The sequence below is a fragment of the Candidatus Magnetobacterium casense genome (assembly GCF_019173545.1).
In the GTDB taxonomy this organism is placed as follows: domain Bacteria; phylum Nitrospirota; class Thermodesulfovibrionia; order Thermodesulfovibrionales; family Magnetobacteriaceae; genus Magnetobacterium; species Magnetobacterium cryptolimnobacter.
In genome coordinates, this window is sequence record NZ_JABXWD010000028.1 from 1 (window position 1) to 16826 (window position 16826).

Consider the following 16826-nt stretch of genomic DNA (forward strand, 5'->3'; position numbering starts at 1 on the left):
GCCTGCAATGGGCAATCACAGCCGCAAACTCCCTCAGCGTAAGTGCCTCCGAAAGGTCAACGACACCGTGTCTGTGTTATCATATGGGTATGGACTTCATGCAGATAGTGACTGCTGTAAAGGAGATAGGACTTGTCCCCGTGGTTGTCATCCTGCTGATTTTGCTTCACTTTAGGCATGTGTCCAGATTGGAAAAACAAAACGAAAAACTTATTAACACGCTATTTAAGATACTGGAGGAAAACAAACATGGACTTAAAAACGATAGCAGACGTAACCCTCCTCATAACATTCGTAGTGGTAGTCTTCCTGACAGAGAGGAGAATAAACAAGACAGACAGACTGATTGACAAGTTGAGTAAGGCAGGGAGGGGATAACGCCTCCATTTTGCATAAAAATAAAAAATGGAGGGTGTATAAGTAAATGGGCACGCGTATAGGTATAAATGGTCTGGGCAGGATCGGCAAACTGGCCATGTGGAACCACGTTGCAAATAAGGACTTTAGTGAAATTGTGGTCAACGTCGGACGTGCCGTGGGGACATCCCTTAAGGACATCGCATACTATATAGAGAGGGATTCCACGTATGGTTCGCTCAAGCGATATCTCTATGGTTTTGCGGACAGGCCGGTCATCACCGAAATCAACGATCAAACCGGAACGATGTTGATAGATGGTGTAAAGGTAACGGTCTTGAGGAAGGCCAGGAATCCAAGGGACATCGCTTGGGCAGACAACGGGGTTGACCTTGTGGTTGATGCCACGGGGTCATTTGTAGACCCGACGCGTCCCGGGGATGACCCCAAGGGTGCATTGGCGGGGCACTTTGATGCCGGGGCCAGGAAGGTGATAGTTTCGGCCCCGTTTAAGATCAAGGACAAGGTCAGCCCCATGCCCGCAGATGCCGTTACGGTGGTGATGGGCGTAAACGAACACGATTATGACTCCTCGCGTCACAGGCTGATATCGGGGGCGTCGTGTACGACCACGTGCCTTGCACACATGTTCAGGCCGCTGATAAACGCCATAGGCCCCAAAAACATCCTTACGGCGTCGATGGCAACCGTTCATGCGGCAACGGGTTCGCAGGAGGTACTGGACAGGCTTGCCAAGGCCGGTGACAAGGACCTCAGGAAAAATCGCAGCATCTTTAACAACATCATCCTGACAACCACGGGTGCCGCCGATACGCTTGCCCTGGTGATACCGGAACTTGCCCAGATAGGCTTTATCGCAGAGTCCGTCCGAATTCCAACGACAACGGGTTCCCTGGTCATTCTGGTTGTGAACATCCAGGAGGAGGGTTCACGGATCACGATAAGCAGGGAGTACATCAACGGCATCTACAAGGAGGCCGCTGCCCTGCCCCACGGTTATGTCGTGTACTCGGAGGAGCAGAACGTCTCCTGCGATATAATATCGACCCCTCGTGCCGCCGTTGTGATCGAAGGTCATGAGACCCACACGCGCACTGCCGAGGTAACGATTGACGTCACAAAGCTCATCGGTATAGACCGTGCGATAGTAGATGGCCTCAAAAACACGGTCATCGGTATCCCGCTAACCCAGGCGGTGATCTACGGCTGGTACGACAACGAAATGGGAAGCTACGTCAGCATGCTCGGTAAGTTGACAAGGCTGGTTGCAGAAGGATAAAGCAGAAATAGGGCAATCGCTTTTAACCGTAAGAGAAAAAAAGGAGGGCGGCTCCGCCCCCTCCTCAGACCTCCCCTGCAAGGGGACCAGTCCCCTTGACCCCATTATCTCACACTCAATTATCATGCCTGAAAAAAACTGTGTCATTTCAGTATACCTTTTTTGTTTCAATTTGTTCCCCACGAAAAATTTATAATTTATCACTTGATTTGCGTATTTTTTATATATCATGATATAATTTATACGTGGTTGAGTATATGAAAGATTTTATGGAAAAAAATCTTACTGTTAGCGAAAGGGTATTACAAAAACTAACCTTTGTCGCACAGGATGCCATTGTCATGATGGATAGTGACGGATTTATATCTTTTTGGAACAGGGCGGCTGAAAATATCTTTGGATATACAAGAGAAGAAGCCATTAACCAGCCGCTGCACACCCTGATAGTCCCACGGGTTTACTATAATGATTTCATCAAGGGGTTTGACAAGTTTCAGACAACCGGCATCGGTAACGTGGTGGACAAGACACACGAGCTTGTTGCAATAAGACGCGATGGGACAGAGATACATGTAGAGGTATCCATATCGGCCATAGAACTGGAGGGGTTCTGGCATTCAATTGGCATCATCCGCGACATAACCAACCGAAAAATGCTGGAACAGGAACTGTCCGCCCATCGTCAACATCTCGAAGCACTCGTACAAGAAAGGACACTGAAACTCAAAGACGCCAACGCAGACGTCGAACAGGCCAACGAATTTCTAAGGCAGGAGATCATTGAACGCACACAACTAGAGACAAAGCTCCACCACAACTACTACATGCAAGAGGTAATAAACACAATGCTTCAGATTGCATTAGAGTCAATCCCTCTGAAAAATAAACTTGAAAGCGCCCTTGACCTGATACTCTCCGCCCCGTGGATAAAGGTTCAGAAGAAGGCCTGTATATTCCTTACACACGCCAACACCAATACGCTGATAATGGTTGCTCAACGTCATTTGCCCAGGGTCTTGCAAATCAATTGTAAAGAGCTATCTTTTGGTAAATGTCTCTGCGGTCTGGCAGCATCCACGCGCAAGGTCATGTATGCAAACCATGTAAGCGATCTGCATGACGTCAGATTTGATGGGATGACAGACCATGGCCATTATTGTATACCGATCAAATCCGGCAGTGTAATACTTGGGGTACTAAATCTGTACGTTGATGCCGGGCACACCAGGGATAAGCTCGAGGAAGACTTTCTTATTGCAGTGGCCAACACCCTGGCCGGGATCATTGAGCACGGAAAGGCAGAAGATGCTCTCAAACAGTCAAACGCCTTTATACATACCGTCTTAAATAGCATGAACGACGCCGTCATCGTTATTGACGTCAGAGATTTGAAGGTAATCGAGGTCAATCAGGTATTCTTAAAAGAGTACGGTTTCCTGGAGTCCGAGGTAAGGAGTAACACATGTCACTCACTAATTCACAAGAGTCCCGTACCTTGCAACCAGAGAGACATACAGTGCCCAATATTGATCACCACCGAAACCGGTAAACATGCAAAGACCGAACACATTCATCACGACAGGGATGGTAAGGAGATATACATCGGATGCAGCTCCTCGCCCATACGAGACGAAAACGGCCAGGTCGTACAGTGTGTGTACGTGTTGAGAAATATATCGGAGCGCAAACACTTCGAAAGTCAACTCCAGCGCCTTGCACACTTTGACACGCTGACCTCCCTGCCCAATCGGATGTTGTTCCACGATCGTTTCAACAACGCAATTGAGATGGCAAGGCGTGATAAGTACATGTTCGCCCTGCTGTTTATAGACCTGGACAACTTTAAGATAATCAACGACACGCTCGGTCACGACTACGGAGATATCCTGCTGCAGGAGGCGGCAAGCAGGTTGCTGGAAAACCTGCGTAAATCCGACACGGCTGCACGCATGGGGGGCGATGAGTTTACCGTCATACTTGCAAGAATGAAGGAACCCGATGATGCCGCCGTGGTGGCTGAAAAGATCATAGAGTCCCTGAACAGACCATATTACCTCAAAGACAAAGTCTGCTCTATAAGCGCAAGTATCGGGATCAGTGTCTATCCGTTTAAGAACAACACCGAGTACAGAATCAACAGCGAACTGTTGCTGAAACAGGCAGACATTGCCATGTACAGGGCCAAGAAGCAGGGTAAGAACGGCTTCCAGTTCTACACCGACATAATAGCCAGGGTTGAGGACCTCGTGGACGTCGTTGTCGAGTTCATCACGGCGCACGGGACAGCATGGGACCATCAGGCATGGGTGGAGCTGCTCTTTAAGGTTCAGGAGAAGGGGTTTGAGTTGTCAGACAGCTTAAACAACAGGATCGGCAGCATACTTGAAACCTCACGAACACTTTACAGGTTGCTTGAAAATAAAGATGATATCCTGACCATATCAGAGTTCATCAAAAGGGTCATAAACATAGACGAAAACAGGGAGCAGGCAATAGAAAGGGATGCGTGGTTTAAGGAAATGGCGCCATCCTTAACGGATGATATGGTTACGTGTATCAATGACCTGTTCAGATTGCTGGAACACCTGAAAATAAACATGTAAGTAAACAGCTTGTCTTGTGAATCTCCGTTAAGCTGTTAAAAAAAAATATCCATAAAGCTCATTGACTAAACCGTCCTGTTTATTTTACCTTAGTTGTTATGGATAAGGTTAAGGGCATTCATAAGCGTTTAATACTGAGGTTGTTCATTGGCTGGATAACCATCTCAATTGTTGCCGGAGCGGTAGTCTTTTTTATCAAGCTGGAGGAGATAGACGAGTTTGTCAAAGATTTGGCCGTTGCAGAGTCAAGGTCGTTGATAGATGACAAGAAGGTCTACCTGGAGAGTTCTGACCCGGAGAAAAGAAAATATCTCATCCAGTTGCTACAGGAGCATATCGTCAAAGGTCACTTTGTCATTGTTGAGGTCTATGACAAAGACAAGCAAAAACGTGCCGAGGTCATGGCTCCTGAAAGCGCCAGGGTCGAAAAACACCTGACCTCTCTTGATAAATACCTGAGCATTCATAACCTCTCTGACAAGATATCTTATACCAGGATATACTTTGACAATAGCATATATCTGCGTGTGTTTGTCCCCCTGTTTGCTGATGACGCCAGGTTGATTGGTTATTTCGAAGGTGTCTATCACGTGGATGACAAGACGATGAACGACATAAAGAACCTTATTCTCTATTCCCTGCTGCACGTGATAATAGCGGTGTTTGCCACGACGGTTCTCCTGTATCCGATGATCATATCGATGAACAAGGACCTGATCAAATATTCGGTAGAGCTTTCGGATGCCAACATCGGGATACTGCGTGCCCTTGGTGGTGCCATAGCAAAGAGGGACAGCGATACGCACATCCACAACTACAGGGTTACCATATATGCCGTAAGGCTTGCAGAGGCTATGGGCGTGAAACCGGCAATCATAGTCAGCCTGATAAAGGGGTCATTCCTGCACGATGCCGGCAAGATCGCAATATCGGACAATATCCTGCTAAAGCCTGGTAAACTGACAGACGATGAGTTTAATCAAATGAAGACACACGTACAACACGGCGTGGATATCATCGGCAATACTGCATGGCTTCAGGATGCCGTGGAGGTCGTCCGGTACCATCACGAGAGGTATGATGGTATGGGTTACCTGGCCGGCCTCAAAGGTAATGACATCCCACTGGGGGCCAGGATGTTTGCCATCACGGACGTCTTTGATGCCCTTACCTCAAAGCGCCCATACAAGGAGCCTTTCAGCTACGACAAAACTGTAGATATACTGAAACAGGGCAGAGGTAGTCACTTTGATCCCGATATCCTTGACGTCTTCCTGACGATATCCAGGGACCTCTACGAGCAGGTAAGCAAAGGCGAAGATACCGCCTTGATAGACACCCTCGACAGGCTGACAAAAAAGTACTTCTAAGGTCTGTTTCAATAGACCGAGCAACTTTTCAGATACTCTATTTATCTATCTTTTTTTTTCATAATTCCTTCATATTATTGGATTAATATAAGCATAAGAAAATTTAAGGAGGTTGTTGTGAAAAAGTATTTGGTGATGATAATGGTTTTAACGGTACTGCTTGTATCCGCTGCAGCGGAAGAGCCCAGGTTCTCTATCCTTTCAGAGTTCACAGTGAAGGACAACAAGACGGGTCTTACATGGACAAGGAATGCTAAGATTGCGGGCAAAACCCTACATTACGATAACAGTGTTGCGTTTATAAAGCAGTTGAATAAGCAAAACTATGGCGGCTTCAGCGACTGGAGATTGCCAAGCGTACATGAGTTTATTAACCTGATGGATTACTCACGTTACAAACCAGCTCTTCCTGGTGTGCATCCCTTTATAGACGTACAGGTGACGGAATATTGGACGTCAACTCATTGCGCACATCATAACGATAACGTATGGACTGTAAGTGTAAATCATGGTAACGTAGCTCTACACGAGAGGACAATTGGCGCTAATATATGGCCAGTACGCTAAAAATGCAGGAGGCAGCAATGAAGAGATTTATAGTATCATCTTTAATGATATTGCTTTTAAGCAATCTGACAGGATGTATAGGGATGATGGGGATGATGGGGATGGGGCACACAATGGATAAGGAAAAAGCTCATGACAAGGCTAAGGACAATGCAAGCACAGACGATGGTACGGAGAAGGATAGCGAAAGTGGCTCTCATAACCATTAATCAATATTCAAATGGGAGAATACTTTTCATATTTTCTTCATAGTTTTAAAGTATTATAAAGTTATGGCTATGAAGTCTGATATCTAAAGTACAAAAGATGAAGGAGGAGGTATGGCAATATCGGTAAATAACCAATTGCAACAAGCAGTATTATGGCAAACCCAGGCTGTAAATCAAGCACAACCTACAGCCACAAGGGGTATGATAGGCAGGGGGATGGGTGGTGGTGGTATGATGGGTAGTGGTGGCATGATGGGTGGTGGTGGTATGATGTCTGGCAGCGCTGTTACCGGCGATGTTGTTGTAAACATATCAAGCGCTGCAAGAAATGCCCTGACAAATGGAGTAGTTGATACTACGGCCAAAATTTCCAAAACAGGAGGTAAGCAATGAGGAAGGTGTTTTTTACAAGTCTATTGATTCTTATTGTAGCGTGGGGCGCTGACTATGCCCTGGCAGGGGATAAAACCCACATACATTCTAGTGGACATACCGGCACAGAGCAAAAGGACGGGGATGGTTCAATGTTTAAGATGACACATAGCCATGAGGATATGCCGGGGATGATGTATAAAATGGGTGAGGTTATGGAAAGAATGCAGGAGGTTATGCAAAGAGAACTACCAAAACATCAACATAAAAGCGATACCTTGCGCGAAATAACCGAATCTCTGTCTGAAATGGCAGCATGTATGAAAGACATGTCACAGTTAATGAAGAAGACAGACGTCTCTAAACAAGAAATAGAAAAGATAGAGTACAGGATAATAAAGATTAATGACAAGCTAACTATCCGCTTACCTATACGAAAATGAAGGCTCTTTCTCAAGATGAGTGGGTAGAAGTTGATCAGTGTAGTGTCGTTTCCTACGGTTACTGGCAGGTGTCCCCCTCCTTTTATGGGAGGGGATAGGAGGGTAAAGTTAAGAGCATACATAGACGTTTAATCCTAAGGTTGTTTCTTGGATGTATCGTCATCTCCATCGTTGCCGGCGCTGTGGTCTTTTTTCTTAAGCTGGAGGAGATAGACGAGCTTGTAGAGGAGTTGGCCTTTGTAGAGTCGAGGTCGTTGATAGATGACAAAAAGGTCTACTTAGAGAGTTCAGACTCAAAGAAAAGGGAATATCTTATCCGGCTATTGCAAGAGCACATAGTGAAAGGTCACTTTGTAATTGTTGAGGTCTATGACAAGGACAAGCAAAAACGTGCAGAGGTAATGGCTCCTGGAAGCGCCAGGTTAGAAAAACATCTGACGTCTCTTGATAAAAACCTGAAATTTCATAGGTTTTCTGACGAGATCACTTATACCAGGGTATACTTTGACTATCGTATATACTTACGGGTATTTGTGCCCCTGTTTGCTGATGACTCCAGGCTGATAGGTTATTTTGAGGGGGTCTATCATGTTGATGACAAGACCATGGACGATATAAAGAGCGTCATCCTGTATTCCCTGCTGCATGTAATAATAGCGGTTTTTGCCACGACGGTTCTCCTGTATCCGATGATCATATCGATGAACAAGGACCTGATCAAGTATTCGGTAGAGCTTTCGGATGCCAACATAGGGATACTGCGTGCCCTGGGTGGCGCCATAGCAAAGAGGGACAGCGATACGCACATCCACAACTACAGGGTTACTATCTGTGCCGTAAGACTTGCAGAGGTCCTGAGTCTGAAATCAGCGATAATCGTTACCCTGATAAAGGGGTCGTTCCTGCATGATGTCGGCAAGATTGCCATCTCGGACAATATCCTGTTAAAGCCCGGTAAACTGACGGATGATGAGTTTAATCAAATAAAGACACACGTACAACACGGCGTGGATATCATTGGCAATACCGCATGGCTTCAGGATGCCGTGGAGGTCGTCCGGTACCATCACGAGCGGTATGACGGCACGGGTTACCTGGCCGGCCTCAAAGGTAATGATATCCCGTTGGGGGCCAGGATATTTGCCATCACGGACGTCTTTGATGCCCTTACCTCAAAGCGCCCTTACAAGGAGCCTTTCAGCTACGATAAAACTATAGATATACTAAAACAGGGCAGAGGCAGTCACTTTGATCCGGATATCCTTGACGCCTTCCTGACGATATCCAGGGACCTCTACGAGCAGGTAAGCAAAGGCGAAGATACCGCCTTGATAGACACCCTCGACAGGCTAACAAAAAAGTACTTCTGAGGTCTGCTTTTTACTTAGCCAGGAGTTTTCCACATAGAGGATGTTCCCGTGGTGATAGGTCGTTGGAAATATAGTGTGTTTCGACTGCTTGCGATACAAATTCAAACTTGCAGGGCTATCGCATTAGAGAATTTTATGAATTGTTAATAGTTTACCTGATGTTCAAAAATCAAGGTTGCGCAGGATGGGGTCAAGGGGACTGGTCCCCTTGCGGGGGAGGTCTGAGGAGGGGGCGGAGCCGCCCTCCTTCTTTCTTTTTTTTAGCGTATGTGAATGAGAACAAATTTACCGTGCGATTGCCCTGTTCAAACTTGCCGTAAAAAATCCTGTGATGATATACTATTGGAGGTGGGTAATATCACCGTAACGTGTTATTAGTTTACGTCTGTGACGGTTTCACCGCAGAAATATTTACGGGAGGGAAAGAAATGCGATTGTCGGTAATCATCCCCTGCTATAATGAGGTAAACACCATTTCGGATATCCTTGAGGCGGTAATCAGTGCGCCCTACAGTGACAAAGAGATAATTGTCGTCGATGACTGCTCAACCGATGGCACCAGGGAGAGACTCAAGGCATTTGAGGGCAGGGTGACACGGGTCATCCGCCACGAACGCAACAGGGGCAAGGGGGCGGCACTGCGCACCGGGATAGCCGCTGCCACGGGCGATATCATCATCACCCAGGATGCCGATCTCGAGTATAACCCACGGGAGTATCCCATGCTCTGTGAGCCTATCATACAGGGGCAGGCAGACGTTGTCTACGGGTCGAGGTTTATGGGTAGTGGCCCACACCGGGTGCTGTACTTTTGGCACAAGCTGGGAAACGGCTTTCTCACCACGCTGTCAAACATGTTTACCAACCTGACCTTTACGGATATGGAGACCGGATACAAGGCATTTAGAAGTGAGATCATACGACAGATACACATAGAGGAAGACAGGTTCGGCGTTGAACCCGAGATCACGGCAAAGGTGGCCAGGTTACAATGCAGGGTCTATGAGGTGGGTATCTCCTACTTTGGACGCACCTACAGGGAAGGCAAAAAGATCGGCTGGCGTGATGGTGTCAGGGCCATCTGGTGCATCCTGAAGTACAACATTGTCAGGTAACTGCTTGATTTCTATCGGTTGAGCCTTTTTTCACGCATCCTGAAGAACCTGGCCAATGTCTTTATGTATGGGATGTTGGTTGAGACCTCAACGTGGTCAACGTTGATGGAGCGCAGGAGGCGCTTTCTTTCGTGTACCCTCTTAAGGGCGTCGTTGCGATAGCGGTTGCGGACCGACTTGCTCGATGTGTCAACGAGGAAGACCTCCCCCGTTTCGGCGTCTTCAAGCTCGATGAGGCCTACGTCGGGCAGGTCAAGCTCCACGGGATCGGTAATAGACAGTGCAATGACGTCATGGCGTCTGTTGGCCACGGAGAGGGGTTTTATGTACCCTTCGGTGTAGAAGTCGGACAGGATAAAGGTGATAGTCCTACGCTTGACCACCCTGTTGAGGTACTCCGTAACCGTGGCGATATCGGTGCCCTTGCCCTGTGGGGTGAAGTACATGGCGTCTCTGACTATTGCCAGGGCGTGTCTGAGACCCTTGGCCGGTCGTATGAACCTCTCCACTCTGTCGGAAAAGGCCACAAAGCCAACCTTGTCGTTGTTTTTGACCGCAGACAGCGCCAACAACGAGCATATCTCCGCTGCTATGGAGCGCTTGAAGCGATTGACCGTGGCAAACTCGCATGAGGCAGAGACATCCAGCAAGAACATGATGGTAAGCTCCCGCTCCTCGACAAACTTCTTGATAAACGGCTCCCCCATCCGCGCCGTGACGTTCCAGTCGATGCAGCGGATGTCATCGCCGGGCAGGTACTGGCGCACCTCGTCAAACTCTATCCCCCGACCCTTAAACACACTGTGGTAGCGTCCGCAAAAGAAGTCCGAGGCCAGCCGTCCCGTGGTGATCTGTATCCTGCGGATGTTCTTGATTACCTCGGAGGATTGCATGGCTTATGTTCTGATTCGTTCAGGCAGAGGCCCTGCACGTTAGTTCAATTTTAAACATGGCCCCGTTTGGTATGTTCTCCACGCTTATAGTGCCGGCCATGTGTTCCTCGATAATGATCCTTGACATGTGAAGACCAATTCCGGTGCCCTGGTCTGGTTGTTTTGTGGTAAAGTAGGGGTCAAATATCCTGCTGATTACGGCACTGTTAATGCCTCCGCCGTTGTCGCTGATCCTCAGCACAGCCCTGTTGTCTTCCCTGTTGAGTTCGATGGAGATCAGGCCTTTTTCCTTGCCCATATCGCCCTTTTCCCTTCTCTGTAGTATGGCGTCACGGGCGTTGCCTATGACGTTAAGCATCACCTGCTTGAATTCATTGGGCAATCCGCTGGTTATCAGGCGCGTCAGTCCATGGCTGTCAACCGTAATGCCGATGTAGTTATGCCTCAACTGATCACTGACCAGGGAGATGACCTTGCCTACGGTTGAGATTAGCTCAAAGTCCACCATCTCTTTGTCGGCCCTGAAGAAGTTCCTGAAGTCGTCGATGGTCTTTGACATGTCGTAGATGATCTCCATGCCACGCTTGATGTTGGTGTCAATGTATTCCTTGTTCAATTCTCCAAAGGTAAAGGCATCTTCAAAATCCTGAATAATCATCCCAATGGCGTTGAGAGGTTGCCTCCACTGGTGGGCAATGGCCCCGATCATATCGCCCATGGCGGCGAGCTTTGACTGGTGTATCAGCATTACTTCCTGCTGTCCGCGCTTGTCTATTTCCTTGCGAACCCTTGCCTCAAGGGTTGCGTTGAGTTCCTCCAGTTGTTGTGTCTTTATGGTCAGGGAGGTCTCTATGCGTTGCCTAAGTTGTTCACCCTTATAGGCCATTATAATGTTTCCGCAGGTTGACAGCAGAGGCTGGAGAAACTCCACGTGCTCATCCCTGTACCCTCCCTGTTTGTTTACGATACCCACCATTCCCACCAACGTGTTGCCTCCATAAAATGGCATACCAAGAAATGCCCTGATAGGTGGATGCCTTTCGGGAAGTCCTCCGCTGCGGGGATCACTTAGGGGCTCATTGGATATAACGACCTGACCCGTCGTCAGCACACGACCATAGAGGCTGTTGACGTTAGCAAATTCTATGACCGTGGGCGATTTATCGTTGTAGTAATCCCTCATTTCCTCTGTCCATGCAGTACTTGTGATGGCAAACGTCCTCATGTATGGTTGTCCTTGCCTGTTTTGAAGCACCTCGCCTATAAATCCATATTCGCTTTCGGTCAGCAAGAGAAGGTTGTTTAAGATTTCGGTAAATAGTTTGTTGGGCGGTACGGATAAGATAAACTGTGATTGTATATGTCTTATGAGTTCCAGCAACTGGTTGGTCTGTCTGAAGCTGTCTGCCATATTTCTTACAGCGGTGATATTTGTAACAAAAGCCACATCGCCAATGATGTTTCCCTCTCTGTCTCTTAACGTGCTGGCATTAAATATGGTGGGGATCGTTGAGCCGCCTTTGGCCCTCAGGGTGATTTCGTAGTTGCGGTGCTCACAATGGGAAATCTTGGCGGTCTGTTGTCTGAATATCTCTTCGTTTTTCTTGTCAACGAAATCAAATGGCTGTTTACCTAACATTTCGGACCGCTGGTATCCCAACAGGTGACACAGGGCGTCATTGACATCCACCGTCACAAGGTCTGTGTTTATCCTCCAGAAGCCCTCCGATGTAGCGTTTATAATGGCGCTGCATAGCCACTCGTTATCTCTTTGCGTATCTGCCATCTGATATCCTTTTGTCGTGTCCTTCATGTTAATTGCATAGGGAAGACTTAAGAGCCTCCCTCTTCTATTATGATGAAATGCGACAATTATGTCAAAACCCCCCGTGTTGATGTTGCATAAAATTTTTATGTACCCCATAGAGCCTTAATTTGTTATAATAGCAGTACAGTGGTAAAGACATTTAAGATAGAGCCGTCTGTTGCAAGGATAGTTGACAAGTCAACCTTATTGAAGGTTTTTAACTATATAGACTCCGGGGTGGTCAAGACGCCTTGTCTTGTAGTTAATGGCGAGCGGGTTGTCAGAAATCTTGGTCTGCTTGGCAGCAGGGTAAGAAACAGCAGGGTGTTTTATGCCGTTAAGGCCAATCCTGCAGTTGAGGTTTTGAGGCTGATAGATGGTTTAGGCGGTGGATTTGAGATATCCTCTGATGGCGAGTTGCGGGTGTTGGCGCAGTTGGGGGTCAGCCCGGAGCGGATCATATCGTCCAATCCTGTCAAGACCGTGGCGTTTATCCAGCAGGCGGCAGATTACGGCATAAGGCGCTATGCCTTTGACTCCGACACCGAGGTTGACAAGCTGGCACGTTACTGTGGCGGATGCAGCGTGTACGTGCGACTCTCTATTCCCAATGAGGGTAGCGAGTGGCCGTTGAGCAAGAAGTTTGGGGTCGAAATAAACGATGCCTTGCGGTTGTTGCTGTATGCCAAAAGCCGTGGATTGGAACCATGCGGCATTACCTTTCATGTCGGCTCACAGTGCAACAACATCTACAACTGGAACATAGCCCTTGATAAGGCGCGTCTGTTGTATACACAGGCACAGGAGGCCGGCATATCCCTGTGGCTGCTCAACATTGGCGGCGGCTATCCGGTGAAGTACACCAGGGATGCACTGGCCATTGACACCATTGAAAGACACATAGACGTCCTTATCAGGGAGCGGTTTGCCGATGATGTGGAGGTCTTTATCGAGCCTGGCAGGGTGGTTGTCGGGGATGCGGGCATTATCGTGGCCAGTGTCACGGGAAAGGCGGACAGGCTTGATGGCAAGTGGCTCTATATAGACGTGGGGGTCTTTAACGGTCTGATGGAGAGCGTTGGTGGGATCAGGTACACGTATGTGGTTGAGACAACACCCGATACCGGCACCATAAAAGACTGGATTCTGGCCGGACCAAGCTGTGACAGCTTTGACGTGATCGACAGAAACGTCTCACTTGCCGAGCCACATGTGGGCGACCTTGTGCTCATCCTCTCCGCCGGGGCGTATACCACGTCCTATGCCTCGGAGTTTAACGGTTGTGCCATACCAGATACCGTCATCGTGTAAGTGACAGGAATCCATTACCACCAACTTTTCTATGCACCCTTTGGCACTATTGCCAAAACTTATACAAACGATGGTATTATAAGAGTATGTAGGGTCAGTATGATAAGATAATCAAGGAGACCATGCGGGATGTGGTTGACGTTCTGCTCTGCAAGGTGATGAAGATAGACGCTGTGAGCGTCACTGCTATAGAGAGCAAGATGCAGGTCACCGATGAGAGAGAGGCAGATTTTCTCTTGAAGGTGGTTACAGTGCATGGTGAAACTATCATTGTTCATATAGAGTTTCAATGTATCCTCTCAAAAAAAGCAGGGTAATTTTTATTTCACGTTTAAAAGGCATGGATTCCTGCTTTCGCAGGAATGACAATTACAGCCGTTTTCTAAGTGTGTCATTTCTGGCTTGACCAGGAATCCAGTATACGTAAAAGTATAGTTACCATGAAATATAAAGAAGATACGTAATATCTTCATATTGGTCTTTCGTATATCCTGTATATCTTGTAGAGCCTCCCCTCAACCAGCTCAATAATCTTCTTGATCGATTCGTTGTCCTCGAGTATCCATGAGAATTCGGACAGTTTGTAACCACCCTCCCATGCCCTGCGGAATATCTCCCTGGTCATCAGTGCGTCAACGCCCTTAAATCTATACTGCGGCTTGACACCAAAGAGCATCAGTCGTACACCCGTGATTTTCCTGGAATAATACAGCGCCTTGAGCAGTGTTATCGGGGTTAGTTTACCGTGCATCTTTCTGAGAACGAAGTTAAAGTCAGGAAAGAGCCCCAGCAACCCAATGACCTCCTCCCCCGCCTGGGCAATAAGCACCAGGTCCGGGACCATTATTTGTTTTAACTTGCCGCTCATAAACTCAAACTCGGCATCGTCAAAGGGGATAAATCCCCAGTTATCTGCCCATGAACTGTTATAGATATCCTTAAAGCGCAATAGTTCGTTCTTATAATCCTTCATGTTGATAGACCTGACGGTTATACCGCGTTTTTGAGCGATGTCGGCAACACGGTTGACCTTCTGAGGCGGACCGTCGGGGGGAACCTCCTTGGCATAGGCGTAGAGGTCCTTGGCCTTTAACATCCTGCACAACTCCATGAGCGTCTTGTAGTAGGGTGGATTGTGGGGCGTCATGAGCATAGGTGGGGTGTCAAAGCCATCGATCAAAAAGCCGCACGCCTCGTTTGTTGAGAAGTTCATAGGCCCGCGCATTGTCCTAAGACCGTTGCCCTTTAGCTCCTCCTGCACGACGTCAAGGAGTCGGGTCGCCACGGCGGTATCATCCACGGACTCATAGAACCCGAAGAAGCCAACACCATCGTTGTGTCTCTCCAGATGGCGACGATTTATTATCGACACCACGCGGCCCGCTATTTCCTTGCCGCTGTAGAGCAGGAAAAATCTGACCTTGCTGAATCTGAAAAACGGATTCTTTTTTGAAAAATCCACCTGCAAGTCCCGTGTCAATTGCGCAGAGTAATACGGATCGTCTTTATACAGCCTCAGGGGAAATCTGATAAATTGCAGCATCTCACCCCGGCTCCTGGCCTCTTTTATCATCAGCATCTCTGTCTTATGTCTCCTTATTGTTGTTTGATTAACTGTATATCCATAACGTTGGTCTGTGTCGGGCCGGTTACAAACAGGTCTCCGAGTTGATGGAAAAAATTGTAGGAGTCGTTGTTGTTGAGGTATTGTACTGGGTCCATGCCCATGTTTTTTGCCCTTATGGTGGTATAACCGTTGACTAAGGCCCCTGCGGCACTGTCCACACAATCGGTGCCATCGGTGCCGGCTGACAGGAGTGTGACGCCATCAACCCCCTCGATCTCAATAGCAAAGGCCAGTGCCAGTTCCATGTTTCTGCCGCCAGTGCCGCTTCCCCTGACGGTAACCGTGGTTTCACCGCCGCTGATCAGACACAGGGGGCTGGTGGTGGGACGTTGCTGTTGTCTGAGCTGCGAGGCCAGCCACCGGGCAGCGGTACGTGCCTCTCCGGTGAGTGAATCGGTCAGTATCCGTGCGTCATTGCCCATGATGGTTGCCCTGGTGTGTGCGGCGTTGAGGGCCTTGAGGTTGTTGGCAACGATGATGTTTTCAACGTCCCTGAGTACCGCATCGCCGTCTTTGGGGGTATCGGGATGCAGGCCGCTCTGTCCCTCCAGCAGGTGGTTTACCACGAATGTCGGCAGTTGGTGTGTGAGGTCGTATCTCCTGAGCACGTCCAGGGCGTCTGCAAACGTGGTTGTATCTGCGGCGGTTGGGCCGGAGGCTATAACGTCCAACGGGTCGCCCACACAGTCGGAGATAATCAGCGACACAACCCTGGCAGGATAAGCCATCATCGCAAACCGTCCGCCCTTAACGAGGGAGAGGTGTTTTCTGACGGCGTTAAGCTCCGCTATATTGGCCCCGGCATTTAGGAGCAGTCTGGTGGTCGTTTGTTTGTCCTGCAGGGTTACGCCATCGGGGGGGCAGACAAAGAGCGCAGACCCGCCCCCTGACAGCAAACACAGCAACAGGGTCTGTTCATCCAGCCCGCGTGCAAGACCAAGGAGGTATCGCGTTGCCTCCAGGCCGTGCTCATCGGGGGTGGGATGGGCTGCCTCAAAGACCCTTGTCTTGCCAAGAGGGTGGACGTCAGCGTGGCCATACTTGGTGATCGCCACACCGTCTGTCAGGATGTCAGGGAGCGTATCTTCAATGGCCCTGGCCATCCCGTATGCCGACTTGCCGATGGCCGCCACGTACAACCTCCTGAAGCCTCCTGCGTCGAACATGCGGCGCAAGTAATCGGCGTGTTCAACCACCGTCCCATACGGAGAAACCGCCTCCACCGCTGCAGCGTACAGAGCCATCAGCAGATTGACGCTATCCCGTTGCACGTCGGAGACCAGTCCTGACGTTGTACCGCAATATCTCATTGTTTAAATTATCCGTACCTGCTATTGTAAACTATCCTGAAATGGATATCAAGCAAAAAAAATGGTATCCTCTTAAAAAAGCATGGTAAAATGGGGTCAAGGGGACTGGTCCCCTTGCGGGGGGTTCTGAAGGGGGGCGGAGCCGCCCCTTTCTTTCTTGCCTTAAAGTATA

Annotated in this window: 16 protein-coding genes; 12 read left to right on the forward strand and 4 right to left on the reverse strand. The window is 48.5% G+C overall.

Annotation, left to right across the window (positions count from 1 at the left end; all coding sequences use genetic code 11):
• The 10 genes from HWQ67_RS02765 to HWQ67_RS02810 form a co-directional block, all read left to right on the forward strand.
• A partial coding sequence (locus tag HWQ67_RS02765; protein ID WP_218251119.1) for a hypothetical protein occupies positions 1 to 350 on the forward strand: 350 nt, incomplete at its 5' end.
• Between the two features lie 74 nt (positions 351 to 424).
• Complete coding sequence (locus HWQ67_RS02770; RefSeq protein WP_218251120.1) at positions 425 to 1657, forward strand: type I glyceraldehyde-3-phosphate dehydrogenase; 1233 nt, start codon at positions 425 to 427, stop codon at positions 1655 to 1657.
• A gap of 257 nt (positions 1658 to 1914) precedes the next feature.
• Entirely contained in the window at positions 1915 to 4260 is a 2346-nt protein-coding gene (locus tag HWQ67_RS02775) for a diguanylate cyclase domain-containing protein (protein WP_218251121.1), read from the forward strand.
• 98 nt (positions 4261 to 4358) lie between these two features.
• A complete protein-coding gene (locus tag HWQ67_RS02780; protein WP_218251122.1) occupies positions 4359 to 5630 on the forward strand; it encodes an HD-GYP domain-containing protein in 1272 nt (423 codons plus the stop codon).
• A gap of 117 nt (positions 5631 to 5747) precedes the next feature.
• Entirely contained in the window at positions 5748 to 6197 is a 450-nt protein-coding gene (locus HWQ67_RS02785; protein WP_218251123.1) for a DUF1566 domain-containing protein, read from the forward strand.
• Positions 6198 to 6214: 17 nt separating this feature from the next.
• Positions 6215 to 6406, forward strand: a complete 192-nt coding sequence (locus HWQ67_RS02790) for a hypothetical protein (protein ID WP_218251124.1) — start codon at positions 6215 to 6217, stop codon at positions 6404 to 6406.
• Between the two features lie 111 nt (positions 6407 to 6517).
• Entirely contained in the window at positions 6518 to 6799 is a 282-nt protein-coding gene (locus HWQ67_RS02795; protein ID WP_218251125.1) for a hypothetical protein, read from the forward strand.
• Positions 6796 to 7221 (forward strand): hypothetical protein, encoded by a 426-nt coding sequence (locus tag HWQ67_RS02800; protein WP_218251126.1) that lies wholly within the window; start codon positions 6796 to 6798, stop codon positions 7219 to 7221. Before HWQ67_RS02795 ends, HWQ67_RS02800 begins: the two co-directional genes overlap by 4 nt.
• A gap of 140 nt (positions 7222 to 7361) precedes the next feature.
• Positions 7362 to 8591: an HD-GYP domain-containing protein gene (locus HWQ67_RS02805; protein ID WP_218251127.1), complete on the forward strand. Its 1230-nt coding sequence runs from the start codon at positions 7362 to 7364 to the stop codon at positions 8589 to 8591.
• A gap of 428 nt (positions 8592 to 9019) precedes the next feature.
• The gene (locus tag HWQ67_RS02810) at positions 9020 to 9706 is read left to right on the forward strand and encodes a glycosyltransferase family 2 protein (RefSeq protein WP_218251128.1); all 687 of its coding nucleotides are present in this window, start codon (positions 9020 to 9022) and stop codon (positions 9704 to 9706) included.
• Between the two features lie 11 nt (positions 9707 to 9717).
• Here HWQ67_RS02810 and HWQ67_RS02815 read toward each other — a convergent pair whose 3' ends face one another.
• Entirely contained in the window at positions 9718 to 10599 is an 882-nt protein-coding gene (locus HWQ67_RS02815) for a DUF58 domain-containing protein (protein ID WP_218251129.1), read from the reverse strand.
• 19 nt (positions 10600 to 10618) lie between these two features.
• Positions 10619 to 12385: a PAS domain-containing sensor histidine kinase gene (locus HWQ67_RS02820; protein WP_218251130.1), complete on the reverse strand. Its 1767-nt coding sequence runs from the start codon at positions 12383 to 12385 to the stop codon at positions 10619 to 10621.
• A 168-nt stretch (positions 12386 to 12553) separates the two neighbouring features.
• Here HWQ67_RS02820 and HWQ67_RS02825 point away from each other — a divergent pair, with 168 nt between their 5' ends.
• Both HWQ67_RS02825 and HWQ67_RS02830 read left to right on the forward strand, forming a co-directional pair.
• A complete protein-coding gene (locus tag HWQ67_RS02825; RefSeq protein WP_218251131.1) occupies positions 12554 to 13717 on the forward strand; it encodes a type III PLP-dependent enzyme in 1164 nt (387 codons plus the stop codon).
• Positions 13718 to 13848: 131 nt separating this feature from the next.
• On the forward strand, positions 13849 to 14034 hold the full coding sequence (locus tag HWQ67_RS02830; RefSeq protein ID WP_218251132.1) for a hypothetical protein: 186 nt from the start codon (positions 13849 to 13851) through the stop codon (positions 14032 to 14034).
• Positions 14035 to 14186: 152 nt separating this feature from the next.
• On the opposite strand, the gene HWQ67_RS02835 is transcribed toward HWQ67_RS02830, so the two are convergent.
• Complete coding sequence (locus tag HWQ67_RS02835; protein WP_218251133.1) at positions 14187 to 15296, reverse strand: hypothetical protein; 1110 nt, start codon at positions 15294 to 15296, stop codon at positions 14187 to 14189.
• 17 nt (positions 15297 to 15313) lie between these two features.
• Positions 15314 to 16654: a glycerate kinase type-2 family protein gene (locus HWQ67_RS02840; protein ID WP_218251134.1), complete on the reverse strand. Its 1341-nt coding sequence runs from the start codon at positions 16652 to 16654 to the stop codon at positions 15314 to 15316.
• Between the last annotated feature and the right edge of the window lie 172 nt (positions 16655 to 16826).